The organism is Janthinobacterium silvisoli (genome assembly GCF_014200725.1).
Classification (GTDB): domain Bacteria; phylum Pseudomonadota; class Gammaproteobacteria; order Burkholderiales; family Burkholderiaceae_D; genus Janthinobacterium.
Map to the genome: position 1 here is coordinate 1,322,261 of NZ_JACHCL010000001.1, position 21,767 is coordinate 1,344,027.

18 protein-coding genes are annotated in these 21,767 nt (G+C 58.6%); 9 read left to right on the top strand and 9 right to left on the bottom strand.

The window, feature by feature from the left end; all coding sequences use genetic code 11:
* Window positions 1-19 precede the first annotated feature (19 nt).
* Window positions 20-853: a 3',5'-nucleoside bisphosphate phosphatase gene (locus HDE75_RS05945; protein ID WP_183675784.1), complete on the bottom strand. Its 834-nt coding sequence runs from the start codon at window positions 851-853 to the stop codon at window positions 20-22.
* Between the two features lie 91 nt (window positions 854-944).
* The gene (locus tag HDE75_RS05950) at window positions 945-1,823 is read right to left on the bottom strand and encodes an alpha/beta fold hydrolase (protein WP_183675783.1); all 879 of its coding nucleotides are present in this window, start codon (window positions 1,821-1,823) and stop codon (window positions 945-947) included.
* A gap of 335 nt (window positions 1,824-2,158) precedes the next feature.
* On the opposite strand from HDE75_RS05950, the gene hslO reads away from it, so the two are divergent.
* The 4 genes from hslO to HDE75_RS05970 all read left to right on the top strand — a co-directional run bounded on the left by hslO (window position 2,159) and on the right by HDE75_RS05970 (window position 7,399).
* Complete coding sequence (gene hslO, locus HDE75_RS05955; RefSeq protein WP_183675782.1) at window positions 2,159-3,142, top strand: Hsp33 family molecular chaperone HslO; 984 nt, start codon at window positions 2,159-2,161, stop codon at window positions 3,140-3,142.
* 258 nt (window positions 3,143-3,400) lie between these two features.
* A complete protein-coding gene (locus tag HDE75_RS05960; RefSeq protein ID WP_183675781.1) occupies window positions 3,401-5,827 on the top strand; it encodes a TonB-dependent receptor in 2,427 nt (808 codons plus the stop codon).
* Complete coding sequence (locus HDE75_RS05965) at window positions 5,827-6,957, top strand: glycerophosphodiester phosphodiesterase (RefSeq protein ID WP_183675780.1); 1,131 nt, start codon at window positions 5,827-5,829, stop codon at window positions 6,955-6,957. The genes HDE75_RS05960 and HDE75_RS05965 overlap by 1 nt, the downstream gene beginning before the upstream one ends.
* Before the next feature lie 166 nt (window positions 6,958-7,123).
* Entirely contained in the window at window positions 7,124-7,399 is a 276-nt protein-coding gene (locus HDE75_RS05970; protein ID WP_183675779.1) for a hypothetical protein, read from the top strand.
* A gap of 224 nt (window positions 7,400-7,623) precedes the next feature.
* Here HDE75_RS05970 and ftsB read toward each other — a convergent pair whose 3' ends face one another.
* The 3 genes from ftsB to HDE75_RS05985 form a co-directional block, all read right to left on the bottom strand.
* Window positions 7,624-7,944, bottom strand: a complete 321-nt coding sequence (gene ftsB, locus HDE75_RS05975) for a cell division protein FtsB (RefSeq protein WP_183675778.1) — start codon at window positions 7,942-7,944, stop codon at window positions 7,624-7,626.
* A 54-nt stretch (window positions 7,945-7,998) separates the two neighbouring features.
* Window positions 7,999-9,282 (bottom strand): phosphopyruvate hydratase, encoded by a 1,284-nt coding sequence (gene eno / locus HDE75_RS05980; RefSeq protein ID WP_183675777.1) that lies wholly within the window; start codon window positions 9,280-9,282, stop codon window positions 7,999-8,001.
* A gap of 160 nt (window positions 9,283-9,442) precedes the next feature.
* Window positions 9,443-11,092: a CTP synthase gene (locus HDE75_RS05985; RefSeq protein WP_183675776.1), complete on the bottom strand. Its 1,650-nt coding sequence runs from the start codon at window positions 11,090-11,092 to the stop codon at window positions 9,443-9,445.
* A 245-nt stretch (window positions 11,093-11,337) separates the two neighbouring features.
* On the opposite strand from HDE75_RS05985, the gene HDE75_RS05990 reads away from it, so the two are divergent.
* Window positions 11,338-11,745, top strand: a complete 408-nt coding sequence (locus HDE75_RS05990; RefSeq protein WP_183675775.1) for a PRC-barrel domain-containing protein — start codon at window positions 11,338-11,340, stop codon at window positions 11,743-11,745.
* Here the strand turns inward: HDE75_RS05990 and HDE75_RS05995 are convergent, their stop codons facing one another.
* Complete coding sequence (locus HDE75_RS05995) at window positions 11,746-12,648, bottom strand: ChaN family lipoprotein (RefSeq protein ID WP_183675774.1); 903 nt, start codon at window positions 12,646-12,648, stop codon at window positions 11,746-11,748. It abuts the gene before it with no gap.
* 101 nt (window positions 12,649-12,749) lie between these two features.
* Complete coding sequence (locus tag HDE75_RS06000; RefSeq protein ID WP_260173713.1) at window positions 12,750-13,229, bottom strand: GNAT family N-acetyltransferase; 480 nt, start codon at window positions 13,227-13,229, stop codon at window positions 12,750-12,752.
* Window positions 13,230-13,340: 111 nt separating this feature from the next.
* On the opposite strand from HDE75_RS06000, the gene HDE75_RS06005 reads away from it, so the two are divergent.
* Both HDE75_RS06005 and HDE75_RS06010 read left to right on the top strand, forming a co-directional pair.
* Window positions 13,341-13,985: a hypothetical protein gene (locus HDE75_RS06005; RefSeq protein WP_183675773.1), complete on the top strand. Its 645-nt coding sequence runs from the start codon at window positions 13,341-13,343 to the stop codon at window positions 13,983-13,985.
* 24 nt (window positions 13,986-14,009) lie between these two features.
* Window positions 14,010-14,606: a hypothetical protein gene (locus tag HDE75_RS06010; RefSeq protein WP_183675772.1), complete on the top strand. Its 597-nt coding sequence runs from the start codon at window positions 14,010-14,012 to the stop codon at window positions 14,604-14,606.
* 35 nt (window positions 14,607-14,641) lie between these two features.
* Here HDE75_RS06010 and HDE75_RS06015 read toward each other — a convergent pair whose 3' ends face one another.
* Complete coding sequence (locus tag HDE75_RS06015; RefSeq protein ID WP_183675771.1) at window positions 14,642-17,779, bottom strand: error-prone DNA polymerase; 3,138 nt, start codon at window positions 17,777-17,779, stop codon at window positions 14,642-14,644.
* 186 nt (window positions 17,780-17,965) lie between these two features.
* Entirely contained in the window at window positions 17,966-18,178 is a 213-nt protein-coding gene (locus HDE75_RS06020) for a copper chaperone (RefSeq protein WP_183675770.1), read from the bottom strand.
* 223 nt (window positions 18,179-18,401) lie between these two features.
* Between HDE75_RS06020 and HDE75_RS06025 the strand changes: the two genes are divergently transcribed.
* The gene (locus tag HDE75_RS06025; RefSeq protein WP_183675769.1) at window positions 18,402-19,187 is read left to right on the top strand and encodes a PhzF family phenazine biosynthesis protein; all 786 of its coding nucleotides are present in this window, start codon (window positions 18,402-18,404) and stop codon (window positions 19,185-19,187) included.
* A 166-nt stretch (window positions 19,188-19,353) separates the two neighbouring features.
* Window positions 19,354-21,756 carry a TonB-dependent receptor plug domain-containing protein gene (locus HDE75_RS06030; RefSeq protein WP_183675768.1) on the top strand — a complete coding sequence of 801 codons (2,403 nt, stop codon included), beginning with the start codon at window positions 19,354-19,356 and terminating at the stop codon, window positions 21,754-21,756.
* Window positions 21,757-21,767 lie beyond the last annotated feature (11 nt).

The window sequence follows — 21,767 nt, forward strand, 5'->3', positions numbered from 1 at the left end:
AAAGCAGATTTTTAAGGCATTAAAACCAGTCGTGCCAGATCGGGGTCACGCTGGCAGGCAAGGGGGGCAGTTGCGCAAAGTCCACACGGGACTCGCCAGGTGCATGGAAGTCGCTGCCGCGTGACGCCAGGAAACCATAATCGTTGGCCAGGCGTGCATACTCGCCATACTGGTCAGGGCTGTGGCTGCCCGTGACAACTTCGATCGCGACGCCGCCCAATTGCTTGAATTCATCAAACAGCACGCCTTGCGCCGTGTCGCTGAAACGGTAGCGGCCCGGATGGGCGATCACGGCCAGGCCGCCCGCGCCCTGTATCCAGCCTACCGCTTCGGCCAGGGTGGCCCAGCGATGGGCGACATAACCGGGTTTGCCTTCGGACAGGTATTTCTTGAACACTTCGGGAATATTCGCGCACTTGCCCGTTTCCATGATGTAGCGCGCAAAATGCGTGCGCGACATCAGGTCGGGATTGCCGACAAATTTCAGCGCCCCTTCATAGGCGCCGGGCAAGCCGGCCAGATCCAGCTGGCGGGCGATCTCGCGTCCGCGCGCATCGCGTCCGGAACGGGTTTGCTGCAAGCCCTGCACCAGGCCCGGATGGTTTTCATCGATTTGCAGGCCCACGATGTGCACCGTTTGACCGGCCCAGGTAATCGAAATTTCCACGCCTGCCACGAAGCGCATGCCAAGGTCGACGGCGGCGGCGCGCGCAGCAGCGATACCCGACACTTCATCGTGGTCCGTCAGCGCCCACACATCGACGCCAGCCTTATGCGCATAGGCCGCCACGGCAGCGGGCGCAAGCACACCGTCGGAGATATTGGAGTGGCAATGCAGGTCGACTTTAAGCATGTGAAAACGATACCGCGCGCGGGTTGAACATGGAAGAAGTTTTCATTGTACGCTGCTTGCCACCGACGAGAGCGCTACTGTGGTCAGCATGCTATTGAGCAAGAAATTGTTCCACCAGCCGCGCCAGTTCGGCTGGCTGGTCATGGTGCAGCATATGGCCGGCGTCGCCCATCATTTCACAGCGTACGTCTTTCAGGAAACCCAGGCGGCGGTCGATCTCGATCCTTGCCTCTTCCTTCGGCCCCATCCATTCCCACATATTCGTTTCCGCCGCTTCCACCCACAGCACGGGCGCCGTGATGCGGCTCCAGCACGCCATCACCTCTTCAACCTGGTACAGCATCGGGTTGACGCGCTTGTGGCGCGGGTCGCCCATGATGTCCCACTCGCCCGCCTCGTTCTGCACCGACCAGTGTTCGGCCAAAAAGGCGGCACGCTCGTCGCTCAGTCGCGGATTGGTCTTTTGCAGCCGCGCCGCCACTGCTTGCCGGCTCGGATAGCTGCGCATCTGCGGCGGTTCACGCAATTCGTCGAGCCATTTAGCGTAGCGGCCAGGCGCTTGCGACGGGCGCGTGGCCCTCATGCCGAAGCCTTCCAGGTTGATGAAACGGGTGATGCGCTCCGGCCGCACGCCCGCATACAGGCCTGCCACGTTGGCGCCCATGCTGTGGCCCAGCAAGTTGACGGGCGCATCCGGCGAGTAGTACTGCAGCATGGCGTCCAGGTCCGCCAGGTAGTCGGGGAACCAGTAGGTGTCGGACTGCGTGTAGTCGCTCAAGCCGAAACCGCGCCAGTCGGGCGCAATCACATGCCAGTCGCCAGCGAGCTCATCGACGACAAACTGGAACGAGGCGGCCACGTCCATCCAGCCATGCACCATGAACAGGATGGGCGCGCCCTCGCGGCCCCAATGGCGCACATGGGTGCGGGCGCCACGGATGGAAATGAATTCAGAACGAGAAAGTTTCATGGTTTTGATTGCCTTGCTGCCTTGAAAGTAGCGCGGATGGCGCCACATGCTGTGCCTGTAGAGAGCAGGCACATAAAAGTACGACCGTTCTTTAATTATACCGGATCCACCCCATTGTTCGTAGTTGTCTTACAACAGCGAACGGCCCAGCGTAAAATAGCGTCATATTCCTGCATCCGGCTGTGCCCGGCGTCTCCAGCACCGCCCATCGCGGCGATCAGCAGGCACTGCCTTGATGACTCGGCAAGCGACACAACCAGGCCGCCTGTGAATCAGACGGCGGCCAGCGAATTTAATATGCAACAACATGCAACTCAAGAAGATTGGATAAACACATGACGACCGATACCAGCGCAGTGACAGTGAGCGTAGCCACCGAAGGCCAGGATACCCTGCAAAAATTTATTTTCGATAACGCCGCCGTGCGCGGCCAGTTCATCGACGTCTCCCACACCTGGCAGGAAGTGGTGTCGCGCCACGCCTACCCGCTGGCCGTGAAAAAAGTGCTGGGCGAAATGGTGGCTGCCGCCGCGCTGCTGTCGGCCAACCTGAAATTCAACGGTTCCATCATCATGCAAATCCACGGTGACGGCCCGGTGCGCCTGATGGTGGTCGAGTGCGATTCGGAACTGCGTTTGCGCGCCACTGCCAAGCTGGACCCGGACGCCGTCATTGTGGATGGCGCTACCGTGCCGCAACTGCTGAACGCCACGGGCAAGGGCCGCTTCATCATCACCCTGGACCCGGCCGACAAGGTGCCGGGCCAGCAACCGTACCAGGGCATCGTGCCACTGGACGGCGACGATATGGCCACCGTGATTGAAAACTACATGTTGCGCTCGGAACAGCTCGACACGCGTCTGTGGCTGGCCACCGACGACAGCACCTCGCGCGGCCTGCTGCTGCAAAAACTGCCCCACCATGGCGGCAAGGCCGAAGCGACGCCCGTATCGGAAGAAGATGCGCTGGAAACCTGGAACCGCGCCGTGATGCTGGCCTCGACCCTGAAAGAAGAAGAAATCCTGGCGACCGATATCGACACCCTGATGCAGCGTTTGTTCTGGGAAGAAACGATACGCGTGTTCGACCCGCTGCACCCAAGCTTCCATTGCACCTGCACCCGTGAAAAAGTGGGCAATATGCTCAAGATGCTGGGCGAGGAAGAAGTCAACAGCACCCTGGAAGAAATCGGCCACGTGGGCGTAAACTGCGATTTCTGCGGCCAGCACTACGATTTTGACAAGGTCGATTGCGCGCAGCTGTTCGTCACCAATGCGCCAGCCGAAGTGCTGATCCCGCCGGCGTCGAGCATTAACTAATTGCATTAACTAAATGCGTTATCCAATTAAGTATCTTGATTAAATAACTTAATTAGACAACACCTTCGGTTACCACTTCAACATTACCAAAGTTTAATGTAATTCCCTGCAACACCCTCGCGCCGCCTCTCTGGCGGCGCGCTTCCCATCCCGTTTTTGTCATCGTCCCGTCACGAATTCGTCATCAGCGCGTCATACAGCGCCGCTACGCTGCGCAGCTTGTATCAACCCCCATACCTTTCCCCCACAGGCTGATTGATGAACTCGAATTTGAAGCTGGCGCTGCGCCGCCACTCCTTTAATGTCTTACTGGGCGCCTGCGCAGCGGGCTTGTCCATGCCCGCGCTGGCGCAAACGGCCGCTGCCGCTGCCGTCACCGCTGCCGCCAGCGAAATGGCCGGCCCGGCAGCCACGGCTGCAGCCCCTGCCGACGACGGCAGCGCGGCGCCGATGGCCACCGTGCAAATCTCCTCGAACAAGACGCGCTCCTCGGTTGCCCTGAACAGTAGCGAGATCCAGAAAATCCTGCCGGGCACCAATCCGCTCAAGGCGCTGCAAACCCTGCCTGGCGTGAGCTTCCAGACGGCCGACCCATGGGGCAACAACGAGCAAAACCTGTCGCTGTTCGTGCACGGCTTCTCGGGCCAGCAACTGGGCTATACCATGGATGGCGTACCGCTGGGCGACCAGCAGTACGGCAACTACAACGGCTTGTCGCCACAGCGCGCCGTGATCAGCGAAAACGTGCGCAGCGTGGTGCTGTCGTCCGGTGCCGGCGACGTCGGCACGGCCTCGACCAGCAACCTGGGCGGCACCATCGAAACCTATTCCAGCGACCCGCTGGCCACCCGTGGCGGCACGGTGCAGCAAACGGTGGGCAGCTACCGCACTTCGCGCACCTTTGCCCGCTATGACACCGGTGTGTTTGGCGACGGCAACAGCGCCTATATTTCCGTGCTGCACCACGAAGCGCACGCCTGGGACTTCAACGGCCGCCAGGGCGGCGACCAGGTCAACGCCAAATTCGTCAACCGCAGCGATGCGGGCAAGCTGACCCTGTTCTTCAACTATTCGGACAAGACCGAGCCGAACGAAGACAGCACCGTGCACGTCAAGGGCGAAACCAGCGCACCGTACACGCGCCCGTTCCTGTATCCCGACTTTAATTCGGCCTTGAACTACCTGTCGCCAACGGGAGCCACGCCAGCTGCCGATGGCAATAACTACCGCAACTACTACAGTGATGCCCAGCGTACCGATTACCTGGCGTATGCCAAGTTCGACGCCAACCTGTCCGAAGGCACGACTTGGTCGAACCAGGTGTATTTCCATAACGATGACGGCGTGGGCGTGGTCGCCGGTCCGATCGGCGTGGCGGGCCTGCCTGCACTGTTCAGTGTCTACTACCCGAACCAGAACCTGAAACAGGTGTTCGGCAATTCCGGCTACGCCACCCGTACCACCGAATACAAGATCAACCGCGGCGGCCTGGTTTCCACCCTGCGCAAGGAAATGGGCGACCATCAGCTGGAAGCGGGCGTCTGGCTGGAACAAAACAAATCGTCGGCTTACCGCCGCTGGTATGCACTGGACGTGAACAATCCGAGCTCGCCTTATGACCGCCCGACCGATCCGTTGATCACGCAGTACGGCAGCGTGATGGATACCAAGGTCGCCCAGTTCCACCTGCAGGATGAATGGAATATCCGTCCTGACATGGCGCTGCAAGCGGGCTTCAAGTCCAGCCTGCAATTTGCCGATGGCCAATTCCCGGTGCAGCCACTGGTAGGCGCGATTGCCGGCGGCTCGACCGCCTTGCCGGTCGGATCGATCACCACCAAGAAATGGTTCCTGCCGCAGGTTGGCGGACGCTGGGACTTCACCTCGAAAGACCAGCTGTACTTCAACATCCAGCAAAACATGCGCCAGTTCGTGACCTATGGCGGCGGCGGCGCCTCGCCATGGAGCCTGGCCAACCAGGCCGCGTTCGACCTGTTCAAGCAAACTGCCAAGCCGGAAACGGCCGTTACCTATGAAGTGGGCGTACGCGGCAGCCACCCGCTGGACCTGGGCCCGGTCACCGGCATCGATGGCCAGGTCAATATCTACCACGTCGACTTCAGCAACCGCTTGCTGCAAATCAGCCCGACCGCAGTGATCTCGTCCATCATCGGCGGCAACCCGGTGCTGGCCAACGTGGGCAGCGTGCGCACGGATGGCATCGATATGGCTGGCACCTTGCACTTCGGCAAGAACTTCTCGTTCTACAATGCGCTGTCGTACAACCGCTCGAAATACGCCGACGATTACCTCAGCGGCACCACCCTGGTACCGACGGCTGGCAAGGATGTTCCAGGTTCGCCTGAATGGCTGAACAAATCCGTGGCCTCGGCCACCATCGGCGACGTCGACGTACAGCTGATCGGCGACTACGTTGGCAAGCGCTACGCCACTTACACCAATGATTTGTCCGTCTCCAGCTATTTCCTGATGAGCCTGGGCGTGTCGGGCAAGCTGCCTAACCTGTCCAGCTGGCTGAAAAACCCGCGCTGGCGCGTTACCGTCAGCAACCTGGCCAATCGCCAGGGCGTACTGAACGTGGTGGTCGGTGCTGCCAGCGGTACCTATAACACCTTCCCGATCGCCCCACGCCAGGGCTTCCTGACTTTGACAGCGGACTTCTGATGCGCACTCCCACTCTTCCTAAGCGGCACTTTTCGCGCCGCAATTTCATGCAGGCAGCGGCCGGTGGCCTGGCCCTGACAGCCATGCCGGGCTTTGCCGCCAGCATGCTGACCTTGCCGACGGCGCGCCCGCAAGTGTTCGCCCACCGGGGCGCCAGCGCCCTGCGCCCCGAGCACACGTTTGCGTCCTACGCCAAGGCGATTGCCGATGGCGCCGACTACATCGAGCCAGACCTGGTCTCGACCAAGGATGGCGTGCTGGTGGCGCGCCATGAAAGCAATCTGATCGAAACGACGGACGTGGCCAAACGCAGCGAGTTTGCCAACCGGCGCGGCAAGCGCATGGTCGATGGCCAGATGCACGACGGCTGGTTTGTCGACGATTTCACCCTGAACGAACTGAAAACCCTGCGCGCCATCGAGCGCCTGCCGCAAATCCGTACCGCCAACACTCTGTACGATGGCCAGTTCCAGATTCCAACCTGGGAAGAAATCATCGAATTTGTTGCAGCGCAATCGGCCGCCACCGGCCGCGTGATCGGCCTGGTGCCCGAGCTGAAAAGCTCGACGTATTTCCGCGATGCTGGCCTGGCGATGGAAGACCGTTTCCTGTCCATCATCCTGGAACACGAGTACACGCGCCGCGCGCCGCTGGAAATCCAGTCGTTCGAAGTAGCCAACCTGAAGTATCTGCGCGAAAAGCTGGGCCACCGCGCCAATATCCGCCTGATGCAGCTGGTGGTGAACATGGATATCCGTCCGATGGATGTGGCCAAGGCGGGCGGCAAGCTGACCTTCCACGAGATGGTTTCGCCGGCAGGCATGCGCGATATCGCCACCTACGCCGACGTGGTGGCGCCGCCGACGCGCGACGTGATACCGCTGGGTAAAGACCAGCGCCTGGCGCCGCCGACGTCCATCGTCGACGATGCGCACCAGGCAGGCTTGTTGCTGCATACGTGGACTTTCCGCCCGGAAAACCGTTTCCTGGCAGCCGACTTCCGCGATGGCAATGGCGAGAATGCCCGCAACGAAGCCGGTTCCGTGGCGGAAATCAAGCGCTACATCCAGACGGGACTGGACGGCTTCTTCAGCGATGATCCGGGTATAGGACGCCTGGCCGCCGGCTAAACAAACACCGTTTACATATCTTGTAACAATTTTCATTTCAGGGCGTCACCAGTGGTGACGCCCTTCTTATTCACACTGTGAATTTCTGAAATGGGGATTTGGAATTGGACGCATATCAAAAAATTCATTATTGTGCACCGCAACAACGCACTTTTATGGAGGATCTATGCCCACATTCAGCACGCACTACAGCAGCAATAACAACGACGACGGCTACTTCAGCAACCTCGGCCGCGCCGCGCGCGCCTTCCTGGGCGCCCTGCTCGCTAGCAAGCCTTACAGCGAACTGGCCCAGAAAGAAGTCATCGCCAGCACGGAAGACCAGCGCTACACCCGCCCCAGCCAGCGCGATATCGCCCTGCTGAACTCGGAAGCGATGCGCCATGAAAAGTTTATGCCGAATCTGGCCGCTGAACTGCGTTTCATGGCTTCGCGCGGCTAACACCAACCCCTCGACTTTTATTTACAAGGAAATATGATGATGATTATCGAATCTGGCCTGATCGTTCTTGCAGTCGCCGTCACTGGCATCCACTTTTACCTGATCATGACAGGCAAGGCAAAGTTCTAAGCAGCAATAGCAGCAATAGCAGCAACACACAGTAAAAGAAATAAGTTTGACGCAGCAGCCTGGCAATCGGTCCAGGCTGGCAGGGGTAGGAATACTTAGCGCGGCGCAGCGGTGGCGTCGGCTGATGCAGGCGGCGGGGTTTGGCCCTTGCGCACGATCTGCACGAAAATTTCATTCTGTTTGACCATGCCCAGTTCATAGCGGGCACGCTCTTCGACGGCGCCGGTGCCATCTTTCAAGTCGCGCACTTCGGATTCGAGCTTGTCGTTACGCGCCTTCAATTCCATATTCTTTTTGTTCGCTACCGCCACTTGCGCTTCCATATCGGCAACGCGCAGCCAGCCGCCTTTTCCCAGCCAGAGCGGGTATTGTATCAACAGCAGCAAGGCTGCCAGGGCGAGCGTAATGAGGCGCATGGGGTGTCGGTAAAAAACCGACCGGATTACTCCGGCCGGCCTGTAGATTACGAATTACTTCAGATTATAGAACGCATCGCGGCCAGGGTAGCTGGCAACGTCGCCCAGGTCTTCTTCGATACGCAGCAGCTGGTTGTACTTGGCCATGCGGTCCGAACGCGACATCGAGCCGGTCTTGATTTGCAGGGCGTTGGTACCGACAGCGATATCGGCGATGGTCGAATCTTCCGTTTCGCCCGAGCGGTGCGAAATGACGGCCGTGTAACCGGCGCGCTTGGCCATTTCGATGGCGGCGAAAGTTTCGGTCAGGGTGCCGATCTGGTTGATCTTGATCAGGATCGAGTTGGCGATGCCTTTCGAGATGCCTTCTTTCAGGATCTTGGTGTTGGTGACATACAGATCGTCGCCGACCAGTTGCACTTTCTTGCCCAGTTCCGCCGTCAGGATAGCCCAGCCTTCCCAGTCGCCTTCGTGCATCGCGTCTTCGATCGAGATGATCGGGTACTTGTCGCACCAGGTCGCCAGCAGGTTGGTGAATTCGGTCGCGCTCAGGCTCAGGCCTTCGCCTTCCATTTCATACTTGCCGTCCTTGTAGAACTCGGAAGCGGCGCAGTCCAGGCCGATGGCGATCTGCGTACCTGGCTCGTAGCCGGCTTCTTCGATTGCCTGAATGATCAGCTTGATGGCTTCTTCGTGATTGGCCAAGGATGGCGCGAAACCGCCTTCGTCGCCCACGTTGGTATTCAAACCCTTCTTGTGCAGGATCTTTTTCAGCGTGTGGAACACTTCGGCGCCGTAACGCACGGCTTCCTTGAACGACGGTGCGCCCACGGGAATGATCATGAATTCCTGGATATCCAGGTTGTTGTCGGCGTGCGCGCCACCGTTGATGACGTTCATCATCGGCACTGGCAGCTGCATCGCGCCCGAACCGCCGAAATAGCGGTACAGCGGCAAGCCGGCTTCTTCAGCGGCAGCCTTGGCGACAGCCATCGAGACGGCCAGGATGGCGTTGGCGCCCAGGCGCGATTTGTTTTCCGTGCCGTCCAGGTCGATCAGGGTACGGTCCAGGAAAGCCTGTTCATTGGCGTCCAGGCCCATGATGGCTTCGGAGATTTCAGTATTGATGTTCTCGCATGCTTGCAGTACGCCTTTGCCGAAATAACGCTTGGCGTCGCCATCGCGCAATTCCACGGCTTCGCGCGAACCGGTCGATGCACCCGACGGTACGGCCGCACGGCCCATCACGCCCGATTCCAGCAACACGTCGCATTCGACGGTAGGATTGCCGCGCGAGTCCAGGATCTCACGACCGATAATGTCAACAATAGCACTCATATCATTCTCCAAAGTTAAGCGTAACGGGGCTGCACACTGCGTTCTGACGCGCAATTGCGCAATTGCACAACGGGGTAAACAAACTCCCGGCAGACGTTTCAGTGAAGAACTGGCGTGCCGGGAGTCGTGCTGCGGTAGTACTACGCTATCTCGCCCGCTATCAAGCGGCGGCGGTGGCTTCCTTCTGTGCCAGCGCTGCCTTGATAAACGAGGTGAACAGCGGGTGGCCAGTACGTGGCGTCGATTTGAACTCAGGATGGTATTGCACGCCCATATACCATGGGTGGGCATTGTCGCCCGTGCGTGGCAATTCCATGATTTCGCACAAATCTTCGCTCGGCGTACGGGCCGAAACGATCAGGCCAGCAGCTTCGACACGGGCCAGGTAGTGATTATTGGCTTCGTAGCGATGACGGTGACGCTCGGTCACCACGCTGCCGTAGATCTCGGCAGCCAGGGTGCCCGGATTGACGGCGCAGGTTTGCGCGCCCAGGCGCATGGTACCGCCCAGGTCCGAGTTTTCATCGCGCAACTCGACTTTACCATCGTGGTTTTGCCACTCATTGATCAGTGCAACCACCGGTTGATCCGTATCGCGGTCGAACTCGGTCGAATTGGCGTTCGCCATGCCCGCCTTGTTGCGTGCGTACTCGATCAGGGCGACCTGCATGCCCAGGCAGATGCCCAGGTAAGGGATCTTGTGTTCGCGGGCGAACTGGGCAGCCTTGATCTTGCCTTCCACGCCGCGCTTGCCGAAGCCGCCCGGTACCAGGATGGCGTCGTACTTGGCCAGGTTCTCGCAACCGGTGGTTTCGATTTCTTCCGAATCGATGTACTCGATATTGACGCGGCTTTCCGTGTGCAGGCCGGCGTGGCGCAGCGCTTCGATCAGCGATTTGTACGACTCGGTCAATTCCACATACTTGCCGACCATGCCGATGGTGACTTCTGCTTTCGGATGTTCGAGCGTGTAGATCAGCTTGCTCCAGACCGACAGGTCGGCCGGCGCCGGATCGAGGTCCAGCGCGTCGCAGATGATCTTGTCGAGGCCCTGGTCGTGCAGCATTTGCGGCACTTTGTAGATTGTGTCGACGTCCCATACGGAAATGACGGCGTCTTCCTCGATGTTCGAGAACAGCGAAATCTTTGCGCGCTCATCTTCCGGAATCGCGCGGTCAGCACGGCACAGCAGCGCATTCGGCAAGATACCGATTTCGCGCAGCTTTTGCACCGAGTGCTGGGTAGGCTTGGTTTTCAACTCACCGGCCGAAGCGATGTACGGCACCAGGGTCAGGTGCACGAACGCAGTGTTCTTGCGGCCAGCGCGCAAGCTCAGCTGACGCGCCGCTTCCAGGAATGGCAGCGACTCGATATCGCCGACAGTACCGCCGATTTCGCACAGGGCCACATCGTAGCCTTCTGCGCCACGGCGGATGTAGTCCTGGATCTCATTGGTGATGTGAGGAATCACCTGCACGGTTTTGCCCAGATATTCGCCGCGGCGTTCCTTGCGGATCACCGATTCATAGATCTGGCCGGTGGTGAAGTTATTCACCTTTTTCATGCGGGTGGAAATGAAGCGCTCGTAGTGACCGAGGTCGAGGTCGGTTTCGGCCCCGTCGTCGGTAACGAAAACTTCACCGTGTTGCATAGGGCTCATCGTGCCAGGATCGACGTTGATATACGGGTCGAGCTTGAGCATGGTGACTTTAAGGCCGCGCGATTCGAGGATCGCGGCGAGAGAGGCGGCGGCAATCCCTTTTCCAAGGGAAGACACAACGCCACCAGTGACGAAGACAAATTTGGTCATTGCAGATGGTGCCGAACGGCACGTGCGGGAAATTGAAATTATACACTAAAGCCCGCTGCGCGAACTTCCCCTGCGCGGAAAATTACGCCAAATGCCGTCATTCCCGCCCGGCAGGATGCCAACGCACAACATCATTACGAATTGGAAATATCCGAAATATTTCCAATTCCATATCTTGTGTGGTAGACCGAACAGACCTCCTGCGCAACCAGGTCCACACTGGAATTTTTCAACGGAGGTCCATCATGAGCTACGAAGAACGCGACGCCTACGGCATGTATGTCAATCGGGGCCACAAGGGTCCCGGCCCTGAACTGATGGGTGCCGACACCCTGATCGGCGACCATGTACACAACGCCCGGGATGAACACCTGGGTGAAATCAAGGAAATCATGCTCGACATGCGCAGCGGCAAAATCGCCTATGCCGTCCTGTCGCACGGCGGCGTGTTTACCATCGGCGAAAAACTGTTTGCCGTGCCCTGGGAAGCGCTGCTGCTCGACACCGTCAACAAGCGCTTCACGCTCAATATCGACAAGGAGCGCATCGAGAATGCGCCCGGCTTCGATACGGACAATTGGCCGAACATGGCCGACCAGGCGTGGGCCAACGAGCTGCATACCTACTACGGCACCACGCCGCGCAATGACTGATTATTGATTTGTGGTTGGCGTAAACCAGACCAGGTCTGCCTGCGCCCCGGTCACCGCCGCGCCTTGCCTGGCCAGCACCAGTACCAGCGGTGCTGCGCCACCGGTCAGATCGCGCACATGCAGCGGCACGCCCAGGTCCTGGTGCGCATGATAGGCGCCAGCGATCAGCAAGGCTGGCACGGGCGCGGCCAGCAGACGTTCCGCCATGCGGCGGTCGCGCTGCTGCTGGATGGCCAGCATGGCAGCCAGGCGCGGCTCGTCGATCTGGTTGTCATGCATGGCGCGGATGATCTCTTTTAAGCGGTTCTGCACCTGGCCATCGTTGGCCAGGTCGGAAAACTTGCCCTGCACGGCTGGCTTGTCTACAAACATCTGCCTGATCTCGCTGCGGTCCAGATTGGCCGACCAGACCGGATACGGCGCGCGCATCACCTCCATCACCAGTTCGCCATACTGATCCCACTTCCAGCTCGCCTGCCACGCCAGTTGCTGCGCCAGCTGATCAGGGGTCGCTTGCGGATACTCCTTCAGCAACGACTTGGCCTGATCCACCTTCGCCTGCTGGTCCGGGTTCAGCATTTCCAGCAGCACGCTGCCTTGCGGCCGCCGCCCCTGCAATTGCTGCAGCAGCCATTGTTCAATGTGATGGTGACTCAACTGATCATGCTGCTCGCCCACGATCACGCGCGGCGCCGCCGCCAGATGATCGAGCAATTGCTCCGCAGTCATGCGCTGGCCGCTGCGCAAGTCGATGATCTCGCCCAACTGGCTTACGTCGGCTGCAACGGCAGGCCCTGGTGCCGTTTCAGCGGCAGGAGCAAGATTGCTTGCCACGCTGCTGCCAGCACTTAAGGCAAGCACGCAGGCGGACACAATGGCGGTCAGGGAGAGGGACAATTTCATGGCGGCCTTATTAAATAGCGCTGCAAAAACAGCAATGGCCATCATTTTAATAGAAATGATTCTCATTTACCATAATGGCACCACGATGCGTCCGGCTTTAACTAATCCAGCGCCATACGCATCGGCACGAACGCTATCCCATCCATCTCCACCCTCGGCCCCGTGACGACAAACCCCAGGCTTTCATATAGCGGCAAGGCATACACCGAGGAATTGACAGTAAAGCCGGTCGTGTTGCCACCAGCCAGCGCAGTATCGCGGGCAGCCTGCCATAAACGGCGCGCCATGCCGCGCCGATGCAGCGCGCGCGGCACGAACAGATGGAACAGATGCGTGTTGTCGCGCATGGCCACCACGCCAGCCAGCACGCCATCGATATGCGCCAGTTGGTAATGATAGCGGGACTGCGACAGATAATTTTCAATCGCCGGCAGCTTGCAGTTCTCGATAAACTTTTCCGCCCCCTCGCCGTTCGGGTGCAAGGTCAGGAACGGCATCAACTCATCGATCAGGGCAGCGATGGCGGGCGCGTCGACGATGGTGGCAGGACGGATAAGGCAAGAGGAAATAGACTGGTTCATCTGGCAAGTTTGCCATACCAGCGACCAGATAGTCGAATAAACATAGCACTCAAGCCATTTATGCGATGATGTTTTAATGTGGTTTCTGAAAATCATGAATGACATTGAAACATGGCCGACCATCCTGTACACCGTCAATATCGATGGCTATTGGATATTTTCATCATCGCCGCAATGCGTTCTCATACAACGCAGTCAGGTAGAGAGCATTCAGCGTTATCAGATTTCGGATATTTCTGGATGAGCAAGATGTTATTCTCTGCATTCTCCTGTCAGATTCGGCCAAGAGTGAACGCTTGGAACACGATGGGAAAAGACATGCCGAGTACCGAGATCAACGAAATGACCCAGCGTGAGTGGCACGAGCTTGGCTTCTTCTATGACCGCAACGATGACGCCAAAGAGTGGCGATTGGTTGGATCCAAGGAAGGGCTTCGACAGTTCGCACATGTAATGCAAAAATATGCAGCGAAACCTGGCAACGATTTAATTTCAGAACACGAACACTTTGGCCCCTACAGTTACTTTGAGCTCGGCACTTGGACAACTTCGGAAATTACCGAGCGTTGGGTCGCCGGGCTGCTGAAGGATATTCAAAGACTCGCACTTACTGTGATTTCTCGACTTGATGCTGCGTTAGTAGGTGATTGCATTTATCTTCGCGCCGGGTTCGCACCGCTGTCACCTTACGAACTTGTTTTGGAAGTGAAGGACGACTTTTACGATCCAGCAAAGACTGACTCGGCACGCTGGTAACGATTCGACGGTTTCCGAATTTACATGCAGTTATCGGCCAAAGGCGATCATCGGACCGAATCATTAACCTATCCAATAGAAAAAATTTTGATGTCCAACCGTCGCTTAATCAATGTTTCGAGAGATCGCCAACGACAGCTTAGCATTCAATTTGAGTGGCTACATAGTGTGCACGAAAAGGAAAAGCATGAGGATGTTCAAGTGCTCTCGGTATCGACTTTTGACCATTGGCTTTCGCACGAAGATGCTAGCAGATTACTGGAAAATGTTCCTCCCGAAGAGCAAGAGCGGCGAAATAAACTCCTCGCTGCATTTTGCGGCAAGATGGTTGCCGGTACGGAAGTATTGTCATTCGCGATGCGTGGTCGCAGGAAGGATAGGTGCATTTTTCGGGCCTTCAAATCATCACTGACGCTGACGAACTATTGCAGGCCAAATGGTGGCCGCTTGCTTGGGCATCGCCATTTCTGCGTAGTATTGCCAGAACTGGGATGTGCATTTTATGAAAGTTGGGACGACACTTATCATTTCTTTTTTACTACGCCAGAAGTTGAGGATGCGGCTCGTAATTGGGCAACACAAAGCAAGGTATATCTTCTATCTCACAATTCAGTGAGCTAACTAGTGTTCAGTGCCGCCAAGCATTGGCAGTCGTCTCAGCAAAAATCGCGGCTGCTGGTCCTTAAGCGTCCCAGCAAATGCGACATATCGACCAGGCGCTTGGCGATCAGGTTGCGCACGATGCCTTCCCTTTGCCATACGCCGTACACGCCCAGCAAGGGCGCGCTCAAGACTTCGCGGCGTTGCTCTTCCACCAGATTGGGCCAGACAATCACGTTGACCGTGCCCGTCTCATCTTCCAGTGTCATGAAGATGACGCCCTTGGCCGTGCCCGGACGCTGGCGCACGGTGACGATGCCGCAGGCGCGCGCCAGCTGGCCATTGGTATAAGCCATCAAGGTAGCGGCCGGCATGAAGCGCTGGTCCAGCAATTTCGCGCGCAGCAGCGCCAGCGGATGGCGGCCCAGGGTCAAGCCTAACGCGCGGTAATCACCGACGATGGTTTCGCCTTCGGTGGGCGCGGCCAGCACGGGCAAGTCTTCCTGCACGCTGGTCGGGCGCAGCAAATCGCGCTCCGGCACGGCGCCCACCGCTTGCCACATCGCTTCCCTGCGATTACCGGCCAGCGCCTGCATGGCATTCCCTGCCGCCAGTATCTGCAAGTCATGGCGATCCAGGCTGGCCCGGCGCGCCAGGTCGACCACGTCAATAAAGGGAGAAATGGCGCGCGCGTCTTCGATACGCAAAGCTGCCTCGGCACGCATACCGTATAAACTGTTCAAGCCCAGGCGCACCATGGGCGCGGCCATATCACCTTCCAGACTTGCCTCCCAGCCGCTGACCATCAGGTCGACCGGCAACACCTGCACGCCATGGCGGCGCGCATCCTGTACCAGTTGCGAGGGGCTGTAAAAGCCCATGGGCTGGCTGTTGAGCAAGGCGCATAAAAAGGCAGCCGGTTCGTGGCATTTCAACCAGGAACTGGCGTAAGTGAGCAGCGCAAAACTGGCCGCATGCGACTCGGGAAAACCATATTCGCCAAAGCCTTCGATCTGGCTGAAGATATCTTCCGCAAACTGCCGGTCATAGTTATTTTTGACCATCTGCTCGACGATACGTTCATGATAATTATTCAGGCCACCCTTACGTTTCCAGGCCGCCATGGCGCGCCGCAACTCATCCGCCTCGCCGGCAGTGAAACCGGCAGCAATCATGGCTACCTGCATCACCTGCTCCTGGAAAATCGGGATGCCCAGTGTGCGGCCCAGCGCCTTTTCCAGGCCCTTCGGATATACCACCGGCTCCTTTTGCTGGCGCCGCTGCAAATACGGGTGAACCATGCCGCCCTGGATAGGGCCGGGGCGCACCAGCGCCACTTCGATGACGAGGTCATAAAACTCGCGGGGCCGCAGCCGGGGCAGCATGCTCATCTGCGCGCGCGACTCGATCTGGAACACGCCGATGGTGTCGGCCAGGCACATCATGTCGTAGGTTGCCGCGTCTTCGGCCGGAATATCCTGCAAACGGACGACCTCACCGCGCCGCAGGCTCACCAGTTCCAGGGCGCGGCGCAAGGCCGACAACATGCCCAGCGCCAGCACGTCGACCTTCATCAAACCCAGTTCTTCCAGGTCATCCTTGTCCCACTCGATCACGCTGCGCCCCGCCATGGTGGCGTTTTCGATGGGCACCAGGCGCGACAACTTGCCTTGCGCAATCACAAAGCCGCCCGGATGCTGCGACAGATGACGGGGGAAACCCAGCAACTGCTGCGCCAGGCTGGCCCATTGCTGCGACAGCTCCGCTTCCGGGTCCAGCCCGCATTCGGCCAGGCGGTTCAATAAATCGCGCTTGCCGTCGAACCAGTGATGCGCCTTGGCCACTTTTTCCACGATCGCCAGGTCGATCCCCAGCGCCCGGCCGCTGTCGCGCAAGGCGCTTTTCGGCCGGTAGCTGATCACCACGGCGGCCAGCGCGGCACGCCCACGGCCATATTTGGTATAGATATACTGAATCACTTCCTCGCGCCGCTGGTGCTCGAAATCGACGTCGATATCGGGCGGCTCATTGCGCTCGCGCGACATGAAACGCCCGACCAGGGAGTTGCCACGCGCAGGATCTACTTCCGTGATATGCAGGCAATAACAGACAGCCGAATTGGCTGCCGATCCCCGCCCCTGGCACAAGATGTCTTGCGAGCGGGCAAAGCGCACGATGTCATAGACCGTCAGGAAATACGCTTCGTAGCCAAGGTCGGCGATCAGTTCCAGTTCCTGCTCGATCTGCTCCTGTACCAGCGCTGGTATGCCCAAGGGAAAGCGGCCGCGCGCACCCGCATACGTTTCTTCACGCAAATAGCTGGCCGGCGTGTGGCCGGCAGGCACCATTTCATCGGGATATTCATACTTCAGGCTAGCGAGCGAAAAAGTGCACAAGCTGGCGATGCGCAAGGTTTCTGCCAGCGCCTGCGACGGGTAGATATTGGCCAGGCGCAAACGTGCGCGCAAATGCTGCTCGGCATTTTGCGCCAGCGCATAACCGCACTCGCCCACCGGCTTGCCCACCCGGATCGCGCACAAGGTGTCGAGCAAAGGCTTGCGCGAGCGCACGTGCATGCACACATGGCCCACCGCCACCACGGGCAAACCCAGCGCGTGGCCAGCATTCAGCACAGCCGTACGGTGCGCGTCATCCTGCGCCCGCTGCAACAGATTCAAGCCTATCGAGCACCGCTCCGCACCAAAGGTCGCGGCCACCCACGCGCCCTGTGCAGACACGGTTTCCGGCTGCGCCGGGTAGCTGGGCAGCAAGATCATCAAGCAGCCGGGCAAGCCTTGCAAATGAGAGAACTCTGGCGATGGCGCGGCAAAATCGTCAGCCGTCAACAGATAACGTCCCTTGGCCGCGCGCGTGCGCGCCATGGTGATCAGCTCGGATAAATTGCCATAGCCTTCACGGTCTTGCACCAGCGCCAGCAAAGATAAGCCGGGACTGCCGTCAGCCTGCGTCAAATGAAAGTGCGCACCGATGATCAGAGGAAAACCAGCCCGCTTGGCCGTCGCATGCGCGCGCACCACACCGGCCAGCGAACACTCATCCGTCATGGCCAGCGCCTTGTAGCCCAGCTGCACGGCCCGCGCCACCAGTTCTTGCGCATGCGAAGCGCCATGCAGGAAGCTGAAGTTGCTCAAGCAGAACAACTCCGCATAATCCGGTAAACCTGCGCCCGACATGATGCACCTCAATACTGTATATAAACACAGTATATTATACTCATCTGCAAAGTGACTTTTCTTTTATGCTGGAGCTTGCCTCTCCCCATCGCCCGCCATGGCTGTCCATCTTTTGAAATATTTCGGCGCAGAACCCGGCAGCAGCGAATGGCCTATCAATAAAAATCAACTATTCGCCACATTGCATCAATGGTGTGAGCGAGAAATATTTTTTCGCGCAAGCACGCCGGCGTCACACAGTGCCGCGATGATTTTCACTGCAGACGCGGCACTTTTTATTGTGGCTAATTGCTTGGGCAGATCCATCGTGATGCGCGCGTTTAAGTCGACGGATTGAATGGCCTTGATGACGGTGAAAATGCAGTCGCTACAGATCCTGCTATCGAGATGAAACTGCATGGTGGACTCCTATGTAAAAGTGCCACTCCATCGTAGTAATTGCCACCGTAGTAAGGTCAAGCGTTACAGAAAAAACACAATGTTCGATGTTCACACGATGTCCCCTGAATACTGTATATAAGCACAAAACACTATCCTCATCTGGAAGTGACTTTTCGTTTATGCTGATACTTTCGCCCCAATTTAGCCCACAACAATACCCATCCACCCTCCATCGCCCGCCATGACTGTCCATCTCCTGAAATGTTTCGGCGCCGAACCCGGCGGCGGTAATCCTGCACTCGTCGTCGAAAACGACCACAGCGATGAAACTGCGCGCCAGACCTATGCCCGTGTACGTAATGTCAGCGCCTGCGTTTTCATCGACCGCCAGCCGGACGGCGCCATCGTGCTCGATTATTTTTATCCGCATACGCGCAGCCCGCTATGCCTGCACGCAACCCTGGCGGCTACGCATATCTTGCTGAGTGCACCCGATGCGCCAGAGTCCATGACCGTGACCACCGCCATGCGCGGCCAGGCGCTGCGGCTGCTACGCAGTGCAGACGGTTATCTGATCGGCCTGGCGCCACAGGAATCGCCTGAAGTGAACGTGGAACGGCATATTCCGTCGGAACTGATGGGCCAGCATATGCATCTGGTATCGCCACCGGCCATCGTTTCAGTGGGTAGCCCCAAGCTGCTGCTGGAAGTGGCCGACCGCACCACCCTGCGCGCGCTGCGGCCCAACCTGGAATTGATCGCCGACTGGGGCGGCTTGCACAAGGTCAACGGCTGCTATGTGTATTGCAGTATTGGCGACAATCAATACGAAGGGCGCAACTTCAACCACCTCGATCCCGCGCTGGAAGACAGCGCCACCGGCGTGGCTGCAGGCGCACTGGCACTGCATCTGCAACAGTCGCTGAGCCTGTCGCAAGGCCATGTCACGCAGCAGCCCTGTTTGATACAGGCGCAATACAAGCCGGGCGAAATCTGGGTGGGCGGCATGGTGCAAACAAGCACTTAAATAGTGATTAAGTCGCAACCATGCACCACGCTGATGCAGATAAAAAAACAGGGCAACAAAGAAACAACAGTCGCACTTAATTTGTGACAAGAAAACAAAGTATTGCTGGTGAGGCATGAAATATTGGCACTAAAATCAAGTGGCCTATACCACTTGGAGATACTGCGTGCCGACCCTCACTACCTTGCGTAAAGCCGTCCTCATCAGCCTGTATGGCAGCGCCGCCCTGGCCGTGTTCAGCCCAGCAGCACAAGCCCAGAACACAGAAGCCGCCGTCGCGCAAACCGATTTGCAAACGGTCAGCGTGGTCGGTTCGCGCCGCGTGGCCAGCTCTGCCACCGATACCATGGTGCCGGTCGATATCATTCCCATTTCCAAGGTGGCCGAACAAGGCGGCCAGTTCGACCTGGCGCAAACGCTGCAATACATTTCACCGTCCTTCAATTCAACGCGCCAGACGGGTGCGGACGGCGCCGACCTGATCGATTCGGCGGCCTTGCGCGGACTCGGTTCCGACCAGACCCTGGTGCTGGTCAATGGCAAGCGGCGCCACACGACGGCCCTGGTCAATCTGTTCGGCGCGCGCAACCGCGGCAACACGGGCACCGACATGAATGCGATTCCCTTGCTCGCGATCAAGAACGTGCAAGTGCTGCGCGATGGCGCCGCCGCCCAGTACGGCTCGGACGCGATTGCCGGTGTGATCGATATTGAACTGAAAAAAAGCCTGGGTTGCGAAGCGGTGGCCGGCTACAGCCAGTATGGCGTGGGCGACGGCAAGAATTACCTGACCTCCGCCTATTGCGGCATCGCACTGGGCGACCAGGGCACGCTCGCCATCACGGGCGAATACCTGGACCGTGGCCGCTCGAACCGGGCCGACGCAGACAGCCTGCGCATCATCGGCGATACTAAAACGCAAAACAAGACGCTGTACCTGAATGGCGATTACGCCACCAGCGGCACGGGCAAGCTGTACTTCACGGCCGGCGCGCAAACGCGCGATGCATCGAGCGCCGCCTTTGGCCGCGGTGGCATCGGCAGCGACGACATTCCATCGCGCAATTCGGCCGCCATGTACCCGGACGGTTTCGTGCCCTTTATCAACGGCAAGATCGACGACCGCTACGCCATCCTGGGCCACCGCAGCCAGATCGGCGACTGGCATGCCGATTTTTCGCAAACCTATGGCTATAACCGTATGCGCTACGACATCAGCCATACCCTGAATGCCTCGATTGCCAACCTCGACCTGTTAAAAGGCGGCAAGGGCATCAGCGCCAGCAACTTCGATGCGGGCGGCTTTTCCTTCCAGCAGCTGACCAGCAATGCCGATTTCAGCCGTTATTACGACGATATCCTCAAAGGCTTGAACCTGGCTTTCGGCGCCGAATACCGCAGCGAGGAATACCGCATCATGGCCGGCGAACCCAATTCCTACATCGACGCCGACGGCGTGGGTGTGGGCGGCAATGCAGGCAGCCAGGGTTTTCCCGGCTTCCAGCCCAGCGACGCGACCAAGGCCAGACGCCACAGCATCGCCGCCTATGCCGATGTGGAACTCGATCTGACGGAACGCTTGAAAACACAGGCCGCCGTGCGCTATGAAAAGTTCAGCGATTTCGGTTCGACCGTGACGGGCAAGCTGGCCGGCAGCTACAAGCTCACACCCGACGTGCTGCTGCGCGGCTCGGCCAGTACGGGCTTCCGTGCACCATCGTTGCAGCAAGTGTATTTCTCTTCGACCTTTACCGACTTTATCGGCGGCGTGCCGACCGACGTGGTGCTGGCGCCGAACGGCGGTGCCGTCGCCAACGCGGCCGGCATCCCGAAACTGAAAGAAGAAAAATCCACCAGTTTTACCCTGGGCGCCACCTGGACGCCCACGCAAGCGATCTCGGTGACAGCCGACCTGTACAACATCAAGATCAAGGACCGCATCGTATTGTCGGGCCGCTTCAATGCCGACAATTACCCGGACCTGGCAGCGCGCCTGGCCTTGCTGGGCGTGGGCGAAGCGCAATTCTTCGTCAACTCGATCGACACGCGCACACGCGGGCTGGACCTGACAGCCTCGCACAAGGGCGAATTCATCGGCAACAAACTGACCACCTTCCTGGCCCTGAACCTGAGCCAGACGGAAGTGACGAAAGTCAAAACCCCGCCGTCCCTGGCAGGTTATGCCGACGTGCTGCTGTCCGAACGCGAGCGCCTGTTCATCGAACAGGGTGGCCCGCGCGCCAAGTCCACGCTGGGCTTCGACTACGTCACCGGCAAGCTCGAGTCCGACCTGCGCCTGATTTATTTCGGCCCGCAAACCCTGGGCACCTTCAGCGGCACTGCCGCCGGCGTACCGAACGCCCACTACTCGGCCAAGGCCTCGGCCGACCTCAGCTTCACCTACAGCATCAACAAGAACACCAAGCTGACATTTGGCGGCAACAATATCTTCAACGTCAAACCCAGCACCCAAAACCCGGACGAAACCGATAACGGCTTCAAATACGACAGCGTGCAATTCGGCCTGAACGGTGCTTCTTATTTTGGACGGCTGTGGGTGAAGTTCTGAGCGTGCAGTAC